The organism is Rhodococcus sp. Leaf247 (genome assembly GCF_001426185.1).
Classification (GTDB): Bacteria; Actinomycetota; Actinomycetes; order Mycobacteriales; family Mycobacteriaceae; genus Rhodococcoides.
On record NZ_LMRP01000001.1, the window covers coordinates 1,285,988 to 1,304,777 of the forward strand.

At 63.6% G+C, this 18,790-nt stretch carries 17 protein-coding genes; 7 read left to right on the forward strand and 10 right to left on the reverse strand.

The annotated features are described in order from the left end of the window. Positions 1-6 precede the first annotated feature (6 nt). Together ASG64_RS06135 and ilvC are read left to right on the forward strand one after the other, a co-directional pair. The gene (locus ASG64_RS06135; protein WP_235579501.1) at positions 7-1,152 is read left to right on the forward strand and encodes a PDR/VanB family oxidoreductase; all 1,146 of its coding nucleotides are present in this window, start codon (positions 7-9) and stop codon (positions 1,150-1,152) included. A 368-nt stretch (positions 1,153-1,520) separates the two neighbouring features. After that, positions 1,521-2,534, forward strand: coding sequence for a ketol-acid reductoisomerase (gene ilvC / locus ASG64_RS06140; RefSeq protein ID WP_056071046.1), 1,014 nt, complete (start codon positions 1,521-1,523; stop codon positions 2,532-2,534). A 35-nt stretch (positions 2,535-2,569) separates the two neighbouring features. On the opposite strand, the gene ASG64_RS06145 is transcribed toward ilvC, so the two are convergent. Then, a complete protein-coding gene (locus tag ASG64_RS06145) occupies positions 2,570-3,472 on the reverse strand; it encodes a LysR family transcriptional regulator (protein ID WP_200933422.1) in 903 nt (300 codons plus the stop codon). Between the two features lie 105 nt (positions 3,473-3,577). Here ASG64_RS06145 and mmsB point away from each other — a divergent pair, with 105 nt between their 5' ends. The 4 genes from mmsB to ASG64_RS06165 all read left to right on the forward strand — a co-directional run bounded on the left by mmsB (position 3,578) and on the right by ASG64_RS06165 (position 8,208). Beyond that, on the forward strand, positions 3,578-4,465 hold the full coding sequence (gene mmsB, locus ASG64_RS06150) for a 3-hydroxyisobutyrate dehydrogenase (RefSeq protein WP_056071052.1): 888 nt from the start codon (positions 3,578-3,580) through the stop codon (positions 4,463-4,465). Between the two features lie 47 nt (positions 4,466-4,512). Beyond that, positions 4,513-5,988, forward strand: a complete 1,476-nt coding sequence (locus tag ASG64_RS06155) for an aldehyde dehydrogenase family protein (protein ID WP_056071055.1) — start codon at positions 4,513-4,515, stop codon at positions 5,986-5,988. 137 nt (positions 5,989-6,125) lie between these two features. Beyond that, positions 6,126-7,007, forward strand: a complete 882-nt coding sequence (locus ASG64_RS06160) for an enoyl-CoA hydratase/isomerase family protein (protein ID WP_056071058.1) — start codon at positions 6,126-6,128, stop codon at positions 7,005-7,007. A 1-nt stretch (position 7,008) separates the two neighbouring features. Next, on the forward strand, positions 7,009-8,208 hold the full coding sequence (locus tag ASG64_RS06165; protein WP_056071061.1) for a CaiB/BaiF CoA transferase family protein: 1,200 nt from the start codon (positions 7,009-7,011) through the stop codon (positions 8,206-8,208). Positions 8,209-8,349: 141 nt separating this feature from the next. Here ASG64_RS06165 and ASG64_RS06170 read toward each other — a convergent pair whose 3' ends face one another. The 6 genes from ASG64_RS06170 to ASG64_RS06195 form a co-directional block, all read right to left on the reverse strand. Beyond that, on the reverse strand, positions 8,350-10,332 hold the full coding sequence (locus tag ASG64_RS06170; protein WP_156388269.1) for a HoxN/HupN/NixA family nickel/cobalt transporter: 1,983 nt from the start codon (positions 10,330-10,332) through the stop codon (positions 8,350-8,352). A 231-nt stretch (positions 10,333-10,563) separates the two neighbouring features. Next, a complete protein-coding gene (locus ASG64_RS06175) occupies positions 10,564-10,953 on the reverse strand; it encodes a nitrile hydratase accessory protein (protein ID WP_056071063.1) in 390 nt (129 codons plus the stop codon). Further along, positions 10,950-11,528 carry a nitrile hydratase subunit alpha gene (gene nthA, locus ASG64_RS06180; RefSeq protein ID WP_056072799.1) on the reverse strand — a complete coding sequence of 193 codons (579 nt, stop codon included), beginning with the start codon at positions 11,526-11,528 and terminating at the stop codon, positions 10,950-10,952. The genes ASG64_RS06175 and nthA overlap by 4 nt, the downstream gene beginning before the upstream one ends. Before the next feature lie 65 nt (positions 11,529-11,593). Continuing rightward, positions 11,594-12,292 carry a nitrile hydratase subunit beta gene (gene nthB / locus ASG64_RS06185; protein WP_056071067.1) on the reverse strand — a complete coding sequence of 233 codons (699 nt, stop codon included), beginning with the start codon at positions 12,290-12,292 and terminating at the stop codon, positions 11,594-11,596. Next, entirely contained in the window at positions 12,289-13,863 is a 1,575-nt protein-coding gene (locus ASG64_RS06190; protein ID WP_235579502.1) for an amidase, read from the reverse strand. Before ASG64_RS06190 ends, nthB begins: the two co-directional genes overlap by 4 nt. Positions 13,864-14,128: 265 nt before the next feature. Then, on the reverse strand, positions 14,129-15,190 hold the full coding sequence (locus ASG64_RS06195; protein ID WP_056071070.1) for an ABC transporter substrate-binding protein: 1,062 nt from the start codon (positions 15,188-15,190) through the stop codon (positions 14,129-14,131). 66 nt (positions 15,191-15,256) lie between these two features. Here ASG64_RS06195 and ASG64_RS06200 point away from each other — a divergent pair, with 66 nt between their 5' ends. Continuing rightward, positions 15,257-15,652, forward strand: coding sequence for a MarR family winged helix-turn-helix transcriptional regulator (locus tag ASG64_RS06200; RefSeq protein WP_056071073.1), 396 nt, complete (start codon positions 15,257-15,259; stop codon positions 15,650-15,652). A 251-nt stretch (positions 15,653-15,903) separates the two neighbouring features. On the opposite strand, the gene ASG64_RS06205 is transcribed toward ASG64_RS06200, so the two are convergent. The 3 genes from ASG64_RS06205 to ASG64_RS06215 are packed head-to-tail and all read right to left on the reverse strand — an operon-like array spanning position 15,904 to position 18,655. Beyond that, a complete protein-coding gene (locus ASG64_RS06205; RefSeq protein WP_056071077.1) occupies positions 15,904-16,401 on the reverse strand; it encodes a Rieske (2Fe-2S) protein in 498 nt (165 codons plus the stop codon). Then, the gene (locus ASG64_RS06210) at positions 16,401-17,531 is read right to left on the reverse strand and encodes an amidohydrolase family protein (RefSeq protein WP_056071080.1); all 1,131 of its coding nucleotides are present in this window, start codon (positions 17,529-17,531) and stop codon (positions 16,401-16,403) included. Before ASG64_RS06210 ends, ASG64_RS06205 begins: the two co-directional genes overlap by 1 nt. 5 nt (positions 17,532-17,536) lie before the next feature. Then, the gene (locus ASG64_RS06215; protein WP_056071083.1) at positions 17,537-18,655 is read right to left on the reverse strand and encodes an amidohydrolase family protein; all 1,119 of its coding nucleotides are present in this window, start codon (positions 18,653-18,655) and stop codon (positions 17,537-17,539) included. Between the last annotated feature and the right edge of the window lie 135 nt (positions 18,656-18,790).

Consider the following 18,790-nt stretch of genomic DNA (forward strand, 5'->3'; position numbering starts at 1 on the left):
CGGTCGATGAGTCTGCAAACGCTGCGGAAAACCATAGCCAGACAAAAGCATTATGTGTATCCTGGACTCTGGATCCATGGTGTGATTACGAACACTACGGCGCCGGCGCCGTCGGTCGTGCGAGACGTACGACGCGAACGGGCACCCACTCTGCCGCACCCTTCGATCAGGATGGCGATTCCAGTGAATACGAGACAATCAGGCGACACGGTCGTCGAACTAGAAGTCGTGATCGTCGCTACTCATGATGCTGCTGACGGTATCCGCGCTCTAGACTTCGCGCGGGTCGACGGTGAGAAGATGCCTCCCTGGCAGCCGGGTGCTCACATCGACCTTCTGCTCGCCCCGGGACTGGAGCGGCAATACTCACTCTGCGGCAATCCCGACGAGCTCGAGACCTGGCGCGTTGCGGTATTGCGCGAGCCGGAGAGCCGCGGTGGGTCCAAGTGGGTGCACGAACAGCTCACCGAGGGCGAGAAACTACGAATTCGTGGACCACGTAACAATTTTCCGCTGGTGGACGCAGCCGAGTACATCTTCATCGCAGGAGGCATCGGCATCACTCCCCTCCTGCCGATGATTGCGGACTGCGAAGCCAAGGGCCGGCCGTGGAGCCTGACCTACGGTGGCCGCAGCCAGACGTCCATGGGCTTTACGCACATCGAGTCGGACTACGCAGGCAAAGTCACGCTGTGGCCCCAGGACAGTCGGGGCCTGATCGACCTTCCCTCGCTGCTGCAAACCCCGCGTGAGGGCGTCGTGGTGTACTGCTGCGGGCCCGGCGTGCTGTTGGACGCAGTAGAGAAGTCCTGCGAGCACTGGCCCCAGGGGTCCCTTCATCTCGAACGGTTCAGGCCGAAGGCGGGAGCGTTGGACGGTGTTGCTACGAGCTTCGAGATCGAACTCGATCAGTCCGGCCTCGTGCTCACGGTCGGAGAGAACGAGTCGATCGTGGACGTCCTCGACAGGGCGGGTGTCGAGGTGGCGACGTCCTGCCGCGAAGGCACATGCGGTACGTGCGAGACGGTGGTGCTGGAAGGCACCCCCGATCACCGCGACTCGTTCCTCACGGATTTCGAGAAGGATTCCAACGAGGTCATGATGGTGTGTTGTTCTCGTTCCAAGTGCGATCGGCTCGTGCTCGACCTCTGACGGACGATAATTCTTGAAACAGACGTGGGACAACGCTTTTCGCTGCCGCGCTGCGTTCGCCGAATGTCGGGTCCTGGTGCCCGAGTAAGCAGCCGACGGGCCCCGCAGCACCGCTCTCGTACGACACGCGGTTGCGCTGTCACACCTCGCGGTACGCCCGAATGCTCGATCTCGACCCTGGGCACGTATCCTGGATCCACTCCTCTTTTGGGATCGACCCGTCGAGCGGGTTGACGCGTCCACAAGATCGCGTCAGCAGTCCGCCCGTCTCATTACGTGCATGGTTCGTACGGTCCGCCCACGGAACCTCCGGTCCGACCGTCACGGAACTTCACGCATCCGAATGCCACTTCAGCAAGGAAATGACTATGCCTGCGAAAGTTTATTACGAAGATGATGCCGACCTGTCGGCGCTGAGCGGGCGCAAGGTCGCCGTTATCGGATACGGCAGCCAGGGCCACGCACATGCGCTCAACCTGCGCGATTCCGGAGTCGACGTGCGAGTCGGCCTCCCCGAGGGCTCGAAGTCGCGGGCCAAGGCCGAGGAGCAGGGCTTACGTGTACTCACCCCCGCGGCGGCCGCGGCGGAAGCCGACGTGATCTCCATCCAGGCTCCGGACACCGTGCAGCGCTCGTTGTACGCGCAGGACATCGAACCCAATCTCGAGCCCGGCAACATGCTGCTGTTCAGTCACGGGTTCAACATCCGCTTCGGATACATCACCGCCAAGGACGGCATCGATGTCGCTCTGGTGGCACCCAAGGGCCCGGGACACCTCGTGCGTCGCCAATTCAACGACGGTCACGGTGTGCCCTGCCTCGTCGCAGTGGAGGAGGATGCGTCCGGCCGCGCTCTCGATGTCGCTCTGGCATACGCCAAGGGCATCGGTGGAACTCGCGCCGGCGTCATCAGTACAACGTTCGCGGAGGAGACCGAGACCGATCTCTTCGGCGAGCAGGCGGTGCTGTGCGGCGGAGCCTCCTCGCTCATCCAAGCTGGTTTCGACACCCTCGTCGACGCCGGTTACCAGCCGGAGATCGCGTACTTCGAGGTGCTGCACGAACTGAAGCTGATCGTCGACCTCATGTACGAAGGCGGTATCGCTCGTCAGCGCTACTCCTGCAGCGACACCTGCGAGTACGGTGACCTGACCCGCGGACCGCGGATCGTCAACGACGCCACGCGCGCGGAGATGAAGAACATTCTCGGGGAAATTCAGGACGGTACGTTCGCGGCCGAGTGGATCGCCGAGGACGACAACGGTCGCCCGAACTTCCTGCGGCTGCGAGAGCAGGGGAAGCAGCACGGCATCGAAGAAGTCGGAGCCGGTCTCCGAGGTCTGATGTCCTGGGTCGATCGACCCATCACCGAAACCGTCTGATTCGACCTGACCGGGGACGCCGACAGCGTCCCCGGTCAGCTTCTGTGCGGTGGCGGCAGCAATCGGTCCCCGAACATCAAGGCCGTGGTGTTGAGGTGCTCGCACACGGCGGTGACGCGCTCGGTGTTGAGCAGTCGCGCCGGTACGACGAGCCAGAAACTTCGCACTGCGCGAACTTCGTCGTGGAGTACCGGCCGCAGCCGCGGGTCGTGCTGGGCAAGGAAGCTCGGAATCAGCGCCAGGCCGACACCGCTCGCGGCAGCTTCGAGTTGGCCGAACAAACTGGTGGTCCGAAAGACGATCTTTGCGCGCGAGGCGATGTCCTCGGCGCTGCGGAGTTCGGGCAGATCCAGCATCGACTCGACGAACCAGATCATGTCGTGATCGCGCAGATCGGCAATACTGCGCAACGTGGGGTGCGACGCCAGATAGCTGGGGCTCGCAAACAGCCTGAGGTCGTAATCGCACAAGTGCGTCATGGTGAAACCCGGGCGCTCAGGCTTGTGCACGGTCACCGCGATGTCGAACTCCCCCACGTTGTACGTCAGCAGGTGGCTACTTGTCACGAGCTCGACCTCGATGCCCGGGTGCTCGTCGCGCAGTCGGGCCATACCCGGCGCGACGACGGAGGCGCCGAAGCCATCGGTAGCGACGATGCGCACGGTTCCACTCAAACTCAGTGTCTGGTTTCCCACGGCGGCCTCGGCCGCGTCGGACTCGGACTCGATGCGCTGGGCGTACGGCAGCAACCGTTGGCCTGCCGTAGTCAATGTCCAACCGCGCGTGGTCTTGTCGAACAACCGCTTCCCGAGCACCTTTTCGAGCGCGGTCACGCGTCGACGAATGGTCGTGTGCTCGACTCCGAGTCGATCCGCAGCCACGGACAACGTCCCGTACCGGGTCAGAGCCAAGAAGAAACGCAGATCCTCCAGATTCATGCTGTGCATTCTGGCACACGACCGCTGCGCAGGACCCTCTTGTTGTGCACCGATCACCGTCTCATAGTGAAGGGGACCACAATCAGATCTTCGGGAAGAGGCATTATGAGCACGATCGGTTTCATCGGCCTGGGAACGATGGGGCGCCCGATGGCCGCCAATCTCGTCAAGGCCGGCCACGAAGTGCGCGGCTTCGACGTCACCGCCCAGGCGCGCGACGCGGCTGCCGCCGACGGTGTCAAGGTCGTCGCATCCGCCGTCGAGGCAGCGACCGGCGTCGACACCTTGATCACCATGCTTCCCAAGGGCGATCACGTCAGGTCCGTGCTGCTCGCCGACGACGGCCCCCTGTCGGCTCTCCCCGCCGGCGCCGTCGTGATCGACTCGTCCTCGATCGACGTCCCGACGTCCCTCGACGTTCACGCCGCAGGCGAGAAGCTGGGTCTCGAGGTTCTCGACGCCCCGGTCTCCGGCGGGCTCGCAGGTGCGGTGAACGGCACGCTGACGTTCATGATCGGCGGGAACGAGACGACCATCGACAAGGTCCGCTCTCTCTTCGACATCATGGGCGCACGCCTCGTCGTCTGTGGAAGTGCCGGAGCCGGCCAGGTGGCCAAGGCCTGCAATCAGATGGTGTTCGGAAGTGCGCTCGTCGCGACCGCCGAGGCGTTCGTGATCGCCGAGAACCTAGGCCTGTCCTCGCAGAAGCTGTTCGACGTACTGAGCACCTCCTCGGGCGACAGCTGGGCACTGCACAACTTCTGCCCGGCCCCGGGCCTGGTCGAGGGATCGGCCGCGGACAACGACTACGCACCCAAGTTCGCTGCGGCACTTCTCGCGAAGGATCTCGGGTTGGCGGCCACCGCCGCCGAGAGCGCCGGCGTCGAACTGGTCGTCGGTGCGGGTGCACGCGCGAAGCTCGACGAACTGTCCACCGACCGCGGCCATCTCGACGCCTCTGCAGTCATCACGACGGTGCGCGTGCAGGCCTGAGCGCTGCTCGCACACTCTCCCCGAACATTCTGCGAAAGGACACAACCATGGCTGCAGTGACAGTCGACTACGCCAATGAGTACCTCAACCTGATCGACGGCGAGTGGGTCGCAGGACGCGACGATCGATGGATCGACGTCGAGAGTCCCCGCGACCGTTCGACGATCGCCCGCGTACCGCGCGGAGGCGAGAAGGACATCACAGACGCCGTCAACGCCGCATCCCGCGCCTTCCCTGGCTGGCGTGACATCTCACCGCGAGCACGCGGCCGCCTGCTCCAGCAGATCGCCGATGCCATCGAGCCTCACGTCGAGCGCATCGCCCGGATCATCTCCGCCGAGAACGGCAACGCGCTGCGCACGCAGTCGCGCGGCGAGGTCAACTTCGCGATAGACGTCTTCCGTTATTTCGGGTCGGTTGCAGGCGAGGTCAAGGGCGAGACCTTGCCGCTGAACTCGCACGTCCTGGACTACTCACGCCGCGAACCGATCGGTGTCGTCGGCGCCATCACGCCCTGGAACGCTCCGGTGCAGCTGGCCGCCATGAAGATGGCGTCTGCGTTGGCTGCGGGTAACACCCTGGTCCTCAAAGCGGCCGAGGATGCGCCGCTGGCGGTACTCGAGATCGCAGCGATCGCCAACGAGCACCTTCCGCGAGGCGTCCTCAACGTCGTCGTCGGCTACGGCACCGAGGCCGGGGAAGCGCTTATCACCAACCCCGACGTCGGCAAACTGTCCTTCACCGGTTCCACTGCGGTCGGTTCGCGCATCATGCAGGCCGCCTCGGAACGTATCGTGCCGGTCTCGCTGGAACTCGGCGGGAAAAACCCGCAGATCGTCTACCCGGACGCGGACGAGGACTGGGTGGCGCAAGGAACCGTCACCGGTATGCGATTCGTCCGTCAGGGCCAGTCCTGCACTGCCGGGTCTCGAGTCTTCGTACACCGCTCGATCGTGGACTCGTTCGTCGACAAGGTGACGGCGAATCTGTCGACTCTGACCGTCGGCGACCCCCTCGACGAGGCGTCGGACATCGGTGCCATCGTCAACAAGAAGCAGTTCGATCGCGTCTGCGGATACATCGACGAGGGGCTCAACGGTAACGGCAGCAGCGCCGCGGTCGGTGGGCTCCCGCCCACGGCCGGCCCGCTGGCCGGCGGCTACTACATCGAGCCGACCGTCATCCTCGGTGTCGAGAACAGCTGGCGCGTCGCGCAGGAGGAGATCTTCGGACCCGTCATGTGCGTGATCCCCTGGGATGACGAAGACGAGGTCATCCGCATGGCCAACGACACCCACTACGGACTGTCCGCGTTCATCTGGACCCACGACATCGGTCGTGCGTTGCGGGCCGCGCATTCCATCGAGGCCGGCTGGATCCAGGTCAACCAGGGCGGCGGACAGGTACTCGGACAATCTTATGGCGGAGTCAAGAGCAGTGGCATCGGACGCGAGTTCTCGCTCGAAGGAATGATCGAGAGCTTCACGCAGCGCAAGCACGTCTCCATCGACACCTCTCGCTGACCACGGCGCTGCACGGGGACGAGCACGACACGCGCTCGTCCCCGTTCGGCGTTCCCCCACAGGCACACCAGTTGCACCGTGATGACGCTCCCCGATCCGGAGCACCCGACTCATCGACCCGAGGAAGCAGCAAGGCCATGACCACCAGTACAGAACAGCTCACCGCCACCCGTCGTACGAGCGAGCTGATCGACCTCATGACCGCCGAGCCGCCGGCAGACGCTGTCATCGACCGCATCGGGGTCCAGCGGTGCGGACCGGTCGCGATCGTCACCCTCAGTCACCCATCCGCGCTCAACGCCCTCGCACTCGAGAGCTGGCAGCGTCTCCGGAGCACCTTCGAACAACTCGCCCACGACAGCGAACTTCGAGCGGTGATCGTCCGAGGCTCCGGCGCAAGGGCTTTCGCCGCCGGTGCCGACATCAAACAGTTCCCCGATACCCGCATGACCTCGCGCGACGCCATGCACTACAACGAGTTCGTATCCGGAACCCTGCGCGCCGTCACCGCACTCCCCGTTCCCGTCATCGCAGCTGTTCGCGGCCTCGCAGTCGGCGGCGGGTGTGAACTCGCCACGGCATGCGACATCCGCTTGGTGGCCGACGACGCGCGGATCGGAATCCCGGTCGGCAAGCTCGGTGTCATCCTCGGTTACACCGAATCTCGGGCCGCATCTGCCGTCATCGGGCCCGCAGCGCTGAAGTACCTGCTCTTCAGTGGCGAGCTGCTCGACGCAGCGGACGCCGAACGCATCGGATTCGCCCAGAAGGTCGTCGCACCGGACGACCTCGCGGCGGAGACGGTCGCTCTGGTCACCTCTATCTGCAATCAATCCGCCGTGACGATTCGCGCAGCCAAAGTGATCGCCGACATGCACGGCAGAGCGCTCACCGCAGAGGACACCGAGCTCATTCATCGACTCACTGTCGAAGCGTACGAAGGCGACGACCTCAAAGAAGGCGTCGCCGCATTCACCCAAGGTCGCCGCCCTGTCTTCGGCGACGGAGAAGGAGTCTGACATGGCCGCACTGGACGGCATCCGAGTAGTCGACCTGACGAGATACCTCTCCGGACCCACCCTGACGATGCAACTTGCCGATCTCGGCGCCGATGTCATCAAGATCGAATCGCTCCCCATCGGCGATCCGGCGCGGGAGTCGGGCCCGTTCCAGGACGACGAGAGCGTCTATTACATGTCGATCAATCGCAATAAACGCAGCGTGGCCCTGGACCTGCGCACCGACGAGGGCATGCAGGCGTGCCTCGACCTCATCCGCTCAGCCGATGTGTTCGTGCAGAACTTCAAGCCCGGGACCGCAGACGCGATGGGACTCGGTCCTGCGACACTGCACCAGACGAACCCACGTCTGATCTACGTCTCGCTCAGTGGGTTCGGTCAGCGAGGCCCCGGAGCGTCCCTTCCGGGTTTCGACCAGACCGCACAGGCGATGTCTGGCCTCATGAGTATCACCGGTACCCCCGAGACCGGCCCACTACGCGTGGGTATAGCCGTCGCCGATTCCGCCACAGGAGTTTTCGGGGCTGTGGGGGTGCTGGCGGCGCTGTTCGAGCGTGAACGCACCGGTGTGGGATCCGTCGTCGAGGGATCGCTCATGCAGACGATGCTGACCATGTTGTCCTACCAGGCGCAGAAGTATCTCAGCACCGGGATCGTGCCCGGCCAGGACGGTAACGACCACCCGATCATGTTCCCGCAGGGAACATTCAAGACCGGCGACGGTGCGATGACCCTCGCGTGCGGAAACGAGAAGATGTGGCATCGGCTGTGTGACGTCCTCGACCTGGAGGAGTTGAAGCGAGACGAGCGGTTCGCCGACAACGCCGCGCGGATGGCGCACCGCGTCGAGTTGCGACAGCTCATCGAAGAAGTGCTTGCCCGTCGTGACACCGAGCAATGGCTCCGAACCGTCGGCGCGTCAGGCGTTCCGTGCGGACCCGTGCTGACCGTCGATCAAGCTCTCGAACACCCCGTGACAGCGGGGCTCGACATGATTGCCACAGTCGAGCACACCACGATCGGGCCGATGAAGGTGCTCGGCCAGGCCGTGACGGTGACCGGAAGCGAGAAAGGGTGGTTGCGCTACCCCGCACCCCTGTTGGGCGAGCACACCTGTGAGGTTCTCTCCGAGATCGGGTACGACAAGGCGCGACTGTCGGGGCTACTCGATACGAACAAGATCGTGCAGTGGACTGACTGACTCGCTCGACCTCGACGGGCCCCGGCACCTCCAGGTGCCGGGGCCCTTTGTCACCGTCGAACGCGGGCACGAGGACCCGCGCACCGACTGCGCCGGACCCGGCACGGTAGTGCCGGGTCCGGCGGGGAGACGAGTGTCAGGTCATGCGGATTCGGCGGCCGGTTCGGGAGCCGGGGAGCTGCGCTCGTAGAACCGCCCCTTGGTCAGAGCTGTCAGCGGGATGTGTACCAACGGACCGACAATCATCGCAGCGAACGAAGCATAGTACGACGGGTACAGCTCGAAGATCCCGGCTGCCCCCACCAGCAGACCCGCGACCATCGAGATGATGCCGCACGGATTCCAGTCCACAAGGAAACCGTCTCGGTACTCGATGTTCCCACTCGGAGCCAGCTTCAACAGTTTGCGGCAGACGAAGTAGTCCGCGAGAACGATGAAGATCCACGTATTGGTCATGATGCCGGTGACCGCCAGTGCCTTGTCCAGATATTGCAGCACGTTGAGGGGGTAACACGCGATTCCCGCGATGATCAGGCCCACCATCCACCATTGCCGGCCTACTTTTCGTGGTGACACTGCGTCGTTAGCGTTCGCCAGAGCAAGGGAACCTGAGTACAGGTTCATCACGTTGATTCGGACTTGGGTGATGATGGCGAACACGACACCGAGCAGCCCCATCACGACCGCGAAGTACAAGCCTGGGTCGATGGAATCGAGCACGGCGGTCGGGCGCCCTTCATCGGTGAACACCCTCACCATCGTCTCGGTGAAGAGCACGCCGATCAGAAGGATCGGCACGATGGCAATCAGTTCGACGAACATGACGCCTGCGGTTCCCGCGTACGAGACCTTCCGCTTGACGAAGCGGCCGTAATCGGTCGCGATCAGAGCCTGAAACACCACCTGGCCGTTGACGAGACTGAAGGCTTGCCACATAGCAGTCCCGGATGTGCTGTCGGACTGCTTCCATTCACCGGGCCCCACAAGTTCGTAGCCGTTGGCTAGCATGTAGATCCCGATGGCGAACAGCACCAGAAATATCGGGGCACCGAAACGCTGGAGGACATTCATCGAATGCATGCCCCGCCAGGCGAAGTACAGTGTCACAAGCGCGACGGCTGCGAACACCACCGTGGCCCAGAAAGAATCGATGGCAATTCCGGCGTACTCGCTGATCGCATGCGAAACGATGCTGCCTTCGAAGATGAAATAGAACACGAAATTCACACCGTAGATGAGGGAGGCAATTGCTGAGCCCTTGACGCCGAAACCGAGACCGCGCGTCAGCAACGGTAGTGAGAGTCCTTCCTGGCTCGCCATCCGCATCACCACTGATCCCACCAGTGTCGCCCCGATGACGAGGTACGAAATCGGGAGCAGAAGGCCGGGCCACCCGACCAGACTTCCGATCTGACCTCCGAGGATGAACCAGAACATGGCTGTGATGTTGCCTGTCAGGACAAGAAGGATCGCCGGCCGACGCCAGCGTTGACTGTCCGGTACGCGCGTAGTGGCAAAACTTTCGATCTGGTCGTCGAGACTCGTCGACGGACCTGCGAAATAGTCCTTGAAGGGCATGGCTTTCCCGTTCGGGTGAGATGTTTCAGGCGACGCCACGATCAGGTGGCAGGAGGGAGTGGTGCTACGAACAATGGGGCAGTTCAAGACTGGCGACTCGACCATGTGCCGGTATCGAACCGTCCAGAGCAGTCTTGCAATCAGCCACCATAGGGCGAAGAAGCCCGCGATGCAGTAGCCCAGAAGTTCGAAGTGTGCACTGATGTCGCCGTACGACGTCAGTCCTCGATCGACCACGTTGTCCGAATCGACGTGGCTCGAGACAAATGCTGCGAGGTACACCGATGCGACCAGAATGCCGACAAGCACGGTGCCGGCGGTGGTCGCCACATTGAAGAACAGTCTGCGCCCGGGTTCGTCAGCCGCCCAGGAGTAGGCGCGCGACATCGCCAGGCTGTCGACGGTGTCCATCATGGTCATGCCGGCAGCGAAGAGAATGGGCAACAACAGGACGGTCAGCAAGGAGATCTCGCCGGCTGCGGCTGCAGTTGCGGACAGGGTGAGCAACGTGATTTCGCTCGCGGTCTCGAGTCCCAGCCCGAACAAGAACGTAAAGTGACCAGCCGATCGGGTGCAGTACGACGACAGCTCCGAGCACACCAGCCAGACGCAGCCGTTCCGACGAGGCCGCCACGGGGTGAACGAAACCTGTGTGGATCACGTGCCGCTCCTGTGTCGGGTGTCTGAAAGATGTGCGTCGAGGGCGGCCGTAGTTGGAGGTGATTGCCCGTGCCGGACGCGCGAGGCGCCCGGCACGGAATTACTTGTTGTGCGCTGTCAGTGAGCGTGATCGACAGCAGCAGGGCCGTCGTGCGCGTGCTGATGTGTCGCATCGCGCGGCGTAGCCAGGATCTCCGCCGTTCGTCGATCCAGATCGCTCGGGTCGACGCCGTCGAACTCGGTCACCAGCGCTAGCAGAGCTTCGACCCAGCGCTCGTAGTACTGCTCGGGTGCGTCGGTTGCTTCGGACTCGGCGATCGCCGACACGAGGCGATGCTGGAAATCTGTCCACGGGAACCCGCGCGACTCGAAGTAGGCGACCGCGAGAGCGAAACTACGGAGCTCCCAGGGCAATCGGAACGGTTCGTCACCGTCGGGGGCCGGCCGCGCACTTCGCTCGCGGATGTCGGCGAGTTCATCGCTGCTGAGCTGGAAGCACTCGGTCACGACGAGGCCACTTCCACGACATCGGCGATGGTGCCCACACCGATGATGGAGTCTCGTGTGACGACCGACTCGAGTTGTTCGGGTGTCCAGCCGTCGGTTCCGTGAGGTCGCTGAGGCAGCACCCAGTAGCGCATCTCAGCGCTCGAATCCCACACGACGATCTCCTTGTCGCCGACGTCGGTACCGAATTCGGCCAGTACCGACCGAGGATCGCGCACCACTCGCGCCCGGTAAGGCATGGCCTTATACCAGTTCGGAGGCAGCCCGAGGACCGGCCACGGGTAGCACGAGCACAGAGTGCAGACGATCACGTTGTGGGTCGAGTCCGTGTTTTCCACGGCGATCATGGCTTCGCCTTGCAGACCACTGACGCCCATCTCGGCGCAGGCCGCTGTTGCGTCCGCCAAGAGACGCTCCTTGAAGCTCGGGTCGGTCCAAGCGCGTGCGACCACCTTGGCGCCGATCTGTGGGCCCACTTCGTGTTCGTAGATGTTGGTGATGCGGTCGACTGCGTCGGTGGAGACGACACCGCGTTCGATGAGGATCGATTCCATGGCCTTCACGCGCGCGGTCATGTACTCGTCGAATTCCGCGGTGTCCAGCGGAACGATGGGGCCACTGAAAGCGTGGGTGTACTCGGTCATTTCAGTCCTTCGGAAGTAGCGTGGGACAGGTAGGGCTCCCACAGGTCGATGGTGTTCCAAGTGTGGGCGTCGCCGATGCCGTCGCCGAACAGGTCGCTGGCGCGGAACCGGACGCTGTACACGTGGTGGGGTTCTTCGCCGCGGCCGTCCGCGTTCGAGTCCGGGAAGACGTGCCCGCCGTGATGGAGAACGATCTCCCCGACCTTGCCCTGGACGTAGCCGGCCTTGCGGGTGTGATGGAAGGGAACCGTCGAGGAGACGAGCACCCGGTCGCCCACCGAGAACACTGGTTCCGTGTCCACGTCGCGATGCGTCGGGGCGCCCGCATAGGCGAGTTCACCGATCAGATCGGCGAGCTCGTGGTTCGTGTTCGGGGGAAGAGGCTTGTCACGGTCCGCGAGATACTCTTGGGTCCGCCGATCCATCTCTGCCACGAAGGTGTCATCGCTGCGAGCGATGTGGTGCTCGAACGAATGGAACCAGTGTGCGTAGTAGGGGGTCAGAAGGTAGTCTGCGGGACTCATCCGTTCGATCTCGGCGCGGAACTCGTCCAGGTTGAAGAATCCAGCCACGGCGCCCTGGGTGAAGAACGAGAAGACAGCCTTCTCCCATTCCGCGTGCCAGATCTTTTCGTCGGCGTCGACCACGATCGGGCCGTAGCCGTCGGATCCCCCGACGTCGTGTATTCCCTTCATTGTGCGACTCCTTCGAAGCGCGAATTCGCCACCGGCTGCGGATGCGACCGATGGAATGCTGTTACCTGTTGGAACGCATGGGCGGCCTGCAGCATCAGTTGCTCCTCGAACTGCCTGGCCACGAATTGGAATCCGAGCGGTGTGCCACGGTCGGTGAAGCCGCCCGGCAACGTGATGGTGGGCACCCCGGCCATGTCGAACGGCGCTGTGGGAGTGAGGAGGGCGGCCAGTAGGTCCGCATTGGAGCCCAAAGTCTCCAGGATCTCCACGGTGGGGGATGCGAATCCCACTGCGGGCATGAGCAGCAGGTCAATACTGTCGAAGACGCGACGCAGACGGCCGGCGAATGCGCGCCGGTTCGTCTGCAGTCGAACGAGTTCGACCGCGTTCATGGATCTTCCTGCATCGAGAGCATCGCGAAAGACCTGGCCGTATTCTTCTGCGCGGGAGGGATAGGTGTCCGCGTGCGCTGCCGCGGCCTCCGCCGCGCACAAAGCAGCAAAGTCCGCTGCAATCACAGGAAGGTCGGGCGTCTCGACTTCCACTACCTGCCACCCGAGGCCGCGTACCACGTCGAGCACGTTTCGCAGCATCTGTCGCGTGGTTTCGTCGAAGCTGGACAACAGGCTGCGGTCGAGGCCGATTCGGGGACGCGCGGTCCGTGCGAGGCCGCCGAGATAGTCCGGGACGGGTTCACTCGAGCTGGTGGGATCGTTGTGGTCCTGCCCGGCGATGACTCCGAGCATCGCCGCACAGTCTTTGGCGCTACGGCACATGGGGCCGATGTGATCCATGCTGCCGGCCAGTTCCACGACGCCGTACCGACTCACACGGCCCCAGGTCGGCATCACGCCGGTCACGCCGTTCGCGCTCGACGGAAGTCGAATCGAACCACCGGTGTCCGAGCCGAGGGAACCGAAGCAGAGACCGGCCGCGGTGGCGACTCCGGATCCGCTGGACGACACGCCGCTCCAGGTGTCCGGGTGCCACGGGTTGACGGGGGTCGGGAGATCCGGGTGATGATTGGTGTACGCACCTTCGGTCATTCGCAACTTGCCGGTGATGACGGCACCGGCGCGACGAAGTCGGGTAACGACCGTGGCGTCGAACGAGGAGAGATGGGCGGCGTGCAGCGTTCCACCCGACGCGGTCGGGGCATCGGTTGTGTAGCAGAGATCTTTCACGCCGATCGGCACTCCGTGCAGGGGCCCCCTGTCACGCCCGTGCGCCAGGTCGTCGTCAGCTGCATCGGCCGCCGAGAGGGCTGCGTCCGGCATGGGATGGACGTAGCTGTTCAACGTTGGATCGAGAGTGTCCATTCGCGACAGGATCGCCTCGGTCACCTCCCTCGACGTGAGCTGGCGCGCCTTGATCAACTCCGACACTTCGGTCAGTTCCAGGTACGCGATCTCGGTGTGGTCGATCACGGTCTCTCCTTCCGTGCGTGGTTCTTGCGATGACCCGCAAGGTAGTTTCACGTGAAAACAGTATGGGCGAGGTGTTGCAGACTCGTTTCCTGATCGAGTCGAGGAGGTTTCGCATGCAACATAGCCAAATCGACTCGCGTGCAATTTGTTACGAGAACATACCCATGCTCGGCACAGAGCCCTGAGAGTCCGCCCAGCCGGCCCGGCACCGCAACATGTGCACGGGCGGACTACTCAGTCGGTGCTGTGTGACCCGGCCCACCCGATGGACACACGCTAGCGCACTGTTTGCAGCTGAAAATAGTTTTTCGGGATTTTCCCCAACACGAAATGATGTCCGGGTCGACGGCGTGGCTACCGCGGGTCAGCGCGAGCGCCGCGGCCGTTCGGAGGATGCGCGGGTGCCGACCTACAAGACTTCGAACCGCGACCCGGCGGCCACGGCAACGTGCATGTCGTACTTCGGTTCGAGCATCGCCGCCGCCCCGACCGCGGGATGGTCCCGACCTGGCAGCAGATCCCGAGAATCGAGATTGGCCAGGAAGTGAACCCCGTCGTAGCAATGCTCGGCCCAGGAGTTGAGTACGGGGGCGTCGTCACCGTATGCGGACCGGTACCGATCGTTGAGTGCCTGACGTCGAGGCGAAGCCAACGACTCGAACGAGTGCAACGCCGAGTACAGGTTGCCACTGCGGTCCCCGCCGATCCCGTACAGGACATTCTCTTCCAACCCGCCCGAGTATCGAATTAGGCGACTGTCGAGTCCCGCAGCGGACAAGCACGACAGCGCCGCTGTCAGATCGCTACCCGGCATGTTCAGCACCGCTCCCTCGATGCCGAGTCGGTGCAAGGAAGACACCACGTCTGGCATGTATGCCCGCACATCGCCGACCGGCAGCAGCGTGTCGAGGAGAACCACGCCGCCGTTCCGTTCGATCTCGGCGCGTGAGGCACCGCGCATGACCTGCGGCCAGAGGTAGTCGGTGCCGACGACCGCCCAGATGAGGGTCCCGCGCTCCCGCATCACTCGGCTCAACCCCGATGTCGACTGCAGGGGTGACTCGCCGGAACAGTAGACCCCGCCGACGTGATCGGTGCCCTCGTGGCTCGGAGTACAGATGTAGGGCATCGTCGATGCTCCCAGCGCCACTTCGATGGCGGCCATCCGATCGCTGGTGTGCAGTCCGACGAACGCATCCACCAGTCCGCCATCGGCGAGCTCCAGCACCTCGCTGGCAACGTGTGCCGCGGTCTGGCCGGAATCGACGAGTACCAGCTGCAATGGCCGCTCGGATCGTCCGCGATCGGCCCGGATCTCGTCTGCCGCGAGGAGTACCGCGTCCAGTGCTGAAGGTCCGACCTGACCCAACACGCCCGTCAGCGGCAGAGCAACGCCTATCCGCAACGCGCGTGGATCCGTGCCGGCGACCCTGGCCTCGAGAGCGTCGATCATCGCAACATGCAACGACATGGCGTTATGCTACGGGAATCGCGCGCATTCGACAGTGCAGAAGTGCACGAACCCAGAAGAGAGCAGGTGTCACCGTTGTTCCCTGTCGACGGCTTTCGGGTCCTGGATTCGATGCTCACCAACGCACGCCGCGTCAGCAGGGAGTTGAACACAATTCTTGCGGAGATCGGACTCCGGGAAGACTCGTGGCGAACGCTGCTCGCATTGGAGGCGAGGCCGGGAATGTTGATGAGTGACATCGCGGAGGCCCTGACGGTCTCGAACGCCACCGTCACGCGACTCGTCAACGACTTGGTGGACGAAGGTTCGGTGTATCGCAAACCGGGGCCGGACGACGGCCGCAGCATCGTGGTCCACCTCTCCCGGCAGGGCAGGCAGCGCCTTGCCCGAGCAAATGCTCTGATCGAGGGTCGCCTCGACTTCACGCCCATAGCTCCCTCGTTCCACACGCTGTCGAGGTGAACCAGCTCGAGTCCTCGCGCGAATGAGCTGACTGCATCCTCGCTGGCGGCTTCCCCGCTCCCCCAGGCGAGCACGACTCGTCCGAACTTGATGTCACAGAACATGTTCGGGCTCGTGGTGGCCCTCTCTTTCATTGTCCGGTGAAAGGTGACCACGCCGGGACTGCGTGAGCCCGACTCCGACGCTTCGACCGTGTCAGAACGCGAAAAGTCCCGGCAGTCGATCTGCCGGGACTCTCCGCACTGCGTCTGTTACTTGGCCACAGCTTCCGCCTCACGGTTTCGCTGTGTTCCTGCTCGACGACGACTCGTGTCGACGACGACAACGTTTTCTTCCAGCGAGATCGCGTATCCCTCCATGACGTGAGGACCCTTCTGCAGGCCCCCATCAGGATCGGTCACGTCTTCGGGTGAGCCGGCCATGACGTCGACTTCGTACTTACGTACCTTCGTCCGACGCGGGTCGTACCACGATTCCCCAGTACGGATGTTGAACTCCCATTGATGCCACGGGCAACGCAACGACTGGCCGCGCTGGTATTCGATATCGGTATCGGGGCCGTCCGCGGCCGACACACCGAATATGGTCCCGTGTTCGCACAGGGCCGCTCCAGCGTGCGGGCACTGGTTCAGGAGCGCGAAGTACTCGCCGTCCACATTGAACACTCCGATGGACCGTCCCTCGAGTTCGACGATCTTGCGCTCGCCCGGAGCGATCTCGGTCGAGTTCGCCACGATGTACTTCGCCATCAGGCACCCACCTCGAGTCCGAAGAACCTCTGACCATTCGTACGCAAGACCTTCTCACGCAGGTCCGCCGGGAAGCTACGAGGAAATACCGTCTCCGGTGAGTCGAAATCGAAGTGCGGGTAGTCGGAGGCGTACAGCACGTTGTCCGGGCAGAACTCCTCGATCATCTCGGCGAGGTGCGCCGGGTTGTCGGGCTCGTCGATGGGCTGGGTCGATGCCCAGATGTGGTCCCGGACGTACTCGGAAGGCTTGCGCTGCAGGTCGACCTCGGAGCGAAGGGTCTCCCAGTGGTAGTCGAGGCGCTCGATCAATGGTGCGAAGTGAACGACGTTGCCCTCGACGAACATGATCTTCAGGTCCGGGAACCGGTCGAAGGTGCCCGTGAGGATCAGGCTGAGAATCTGCGACTGGAAGCTCTGCACGTGCCCGACGTGGTACTCGGTGTGGTAAGAGGTCCAGCCGGTGCCGGTGTTGGCATGTCCACCGCCGGTGGAGAGGTGGAACTGGAACGGCAGGCCGCGTTCGACCGCAGCTTCGTAGAGCGGCCAGTACCGGCGGCTACCCAAGGGCTCGAGGGTCTTGCTCAGACCCAGAATCGATACCACGCCCGGGTCGTCTCCCACGCGCTCGATCTCCTTGATCGCGAACTCGGGGCAATCGAGGGTCACCGGCATCGCCGCGCGCAGCCGGGGATCCGGGTACACCAGGTGTTCGAGCTGCCAGTCGTTGATCGCGCTGCACAGCGCCGCACCGAGTTCGGGGTTGAGGGCCTGCGACGCAGGGTTCAGGGTCTGACCACCCGGCGCGAGGCACTGCAGAACACCGAGCTGGACGTCGTGAAGGTCCAGCAGCTGCTTCTGGATCAGGCCCAGGTCCGAACCCGGGTAGCCGGAGTCGGGCCAGGAATCGGCGCGCATCGCGCCGCCGTACATCTGCGGGTATTCGCCGATCGACTGCAGGCCGTTCGTGGTGCGGACGCCGTACTCGTCGATGTGGTCGCGCCACTTCTTGGGCAGGTAGGTCCGAATGAGGCCGTCGCGAGGAACAGGGTGGATGTCGACGTCGATGATTCCGGTGTCGACCTTGGGTGCACCGAGCTTGCCGGATGTCGAGGTTTCGATTGTCGTCATGATTGTTACGCCTTTCCCTGGGGTGCTTCGAGGTTGTACAAGCCGAACGCGTTGTCGCGGTAGATCCGGTTCAACAGTGCGTTGTCGGTGGTACCGCTCTCGATCTGCCGAGGTCCCGTCGTGTGGTTGTGCGGGTAGTCGCTCGAATAGACCAACATCTGATCCGATCCCATACGGTCGACGATGCTGTCGAGTCCGCCGGATCGCTCGGCGCCGTCGGACGGAGCGGTGGTGAAGCGGACGTGTTCGCGAATCAGGTCCGACGGTGCCCGGTCGACCCACGGCAGATCGGGCCGGTAGCTCTTCCACAGCTTGTCGAATTTCCAGATGAACGGGGGGAGCCACTTGAACCCGACCTCCGTCACCACGATCTTCGTGGCCGGGAACTTCTGCAGAATGCCCTCGGAGACGATCGACGCGAGCTGAGCTTCGAGGTTCGCCTGCTGGCCCACGTACCACTCGAGGTAGGTCGTCGGCCAACCCACCGATGTGGGCGCCTGGCGGAACACGCCACCGATGTGGATCGCGACAGGGAGGCCGGCGGCTTCTGCGGCCTCCCAGATCGGCCAATTCGCTTCGCGTCCCAGCAGTAGTTCCGACTGACCGAGAACGAGGACCTGGACGAAGCGCTTGTCGTGCGCCCAATAGGCGATCTCTTCGGCCGCGGCGCGGGCGGTACCCATCGGTACGACGATGGATGCGCGCAAACGGGGGTCGACATCGAGCCACTCCCGCGCGATCCAGGTGTTCAGCGCCCGCGCATGCGCCGCCTCGCGGCGAGGCTGGTGGATCTGCTGCACCGCGTAGAGGGGATTGAGGATGGCGAAGTCGGTGAATCCGTCGCGGAAGACGTCGGACACGAGATTGTGCACCTGGGTCCCGGCGCGGCCCTGCTTGTCCTGCAGCGCATCGGGGCGCTGCGCGATCGCAGACCCGCGAGGGTGGTAGTTCGGTTCGTACGTCGGCGAGAGCGCCGCGACCAACTGGTCACCCCAGTACTGGTCCAGATACGGGAGAAGTTGAGTCGAGTCGGTCAGAACGGGGTGGACGTCGCAGTCCACCACGGCCGGCCGCACGGCCTGCAACCCTTCGACGGGACTGTCGACGACAGCGTTTGCAACCATGAGTGTGGTGCCACCTAACTTGGTCGAACCTCGCGGCGGCGAGGCGTTGATGCTTGCATTCTTCGGTCAAGACGCCCGGGGCTGCCGGTGCCACGTAACGAGGGACCGGCAGCCCCGTCGACCGGTCGGTAACCG

Coding starts and splice junctions, on each gene's coding strand:
- ASG64_RS06160 (WP_056071058.1), top strand. CDS start 6,126: ATGACCACCAGTACAGAACAGCTCACCGCCACCCGTCGTACGAGCGAG.
- nthA (WP_056072799.1), bottom strand. CDS start 11,528: ATGACCGCGCGCGTGAAGGCCATGGAATCGATCCTCATCGAACGCGGT.
- mmsB (WP_056071052.1), top strand. CDS start 3,578: ATGAGCACGATCGGTTTCATCGGCCTGGGAACGATGGGGCGCCCGATG.
- ASG64_RS06145 (WP_200933422.1), bottom strand. CDS start 3,472: ATGAATCTGGAGGATCTGCGTTTCTTCTTGGCTCTGACCCGGTACGGG.
- ASG64_RS06165 (WP_056071061.1), top strand. CDS start 7,009: ATGGCCGCACTGGACGGCATCCGAGTAGTCGACCTGACGAGATACCTC.
- ilvC (WP_056071046.1), top strand. CDS start 1,521: ATGCCTGCGAAAGTTTATTACGAAGATGATGCCGACCTGTCGGCGCTG.
- nthB (WP_056071067.1), bottom strand. CDS start 12,292: ATGAAGGGAATACACGACGTCGGGGGATCCGACGGCTACGGCCCGATC.
- ASG64_RS06155 (WP_056071055.1), top strand. CDS start 4,513: ATGGCTGCAGTGACAGTCGACTACGCCAATGAGTACCTCAACCTGATC.
- ASG64_RS06195 (WP_056071070.1), bottom strand. CDS start 15,190: ATGTCGTTGCATGTTGCGATGATCGACGCTCTCGAGGCCAGGGTCGCC.
- ASG64_RS06135 (WP_235579501.1), top strand. CDS start 7: ATGAGTCTGCAAACGCTGCGGAAAACCATAGCCAGACAAAAGCATTAT.
- ASG64_RS06205 (WP_056071077.1), bottom strand. CDS start 16,401: ATGGCGAAGTACATCGTGGCGAACTCGACCGAGATCGCTCCGGGCGAG.
- ASG64_RS06210 (WP_056071080.1), bottom strand. CDS start 17,531: ATGACGACAATCGAAACCTCGACATCCGGCAAGCTCGGTGCACCCAAG.
- ASG64_RS06215 (WP_056071083.1), bottom strand. CDS start 18,655: ATGGTTGCAAACGCTGTCGTCGACAGTCCCGTCGAAGGGTTGCAGGCC.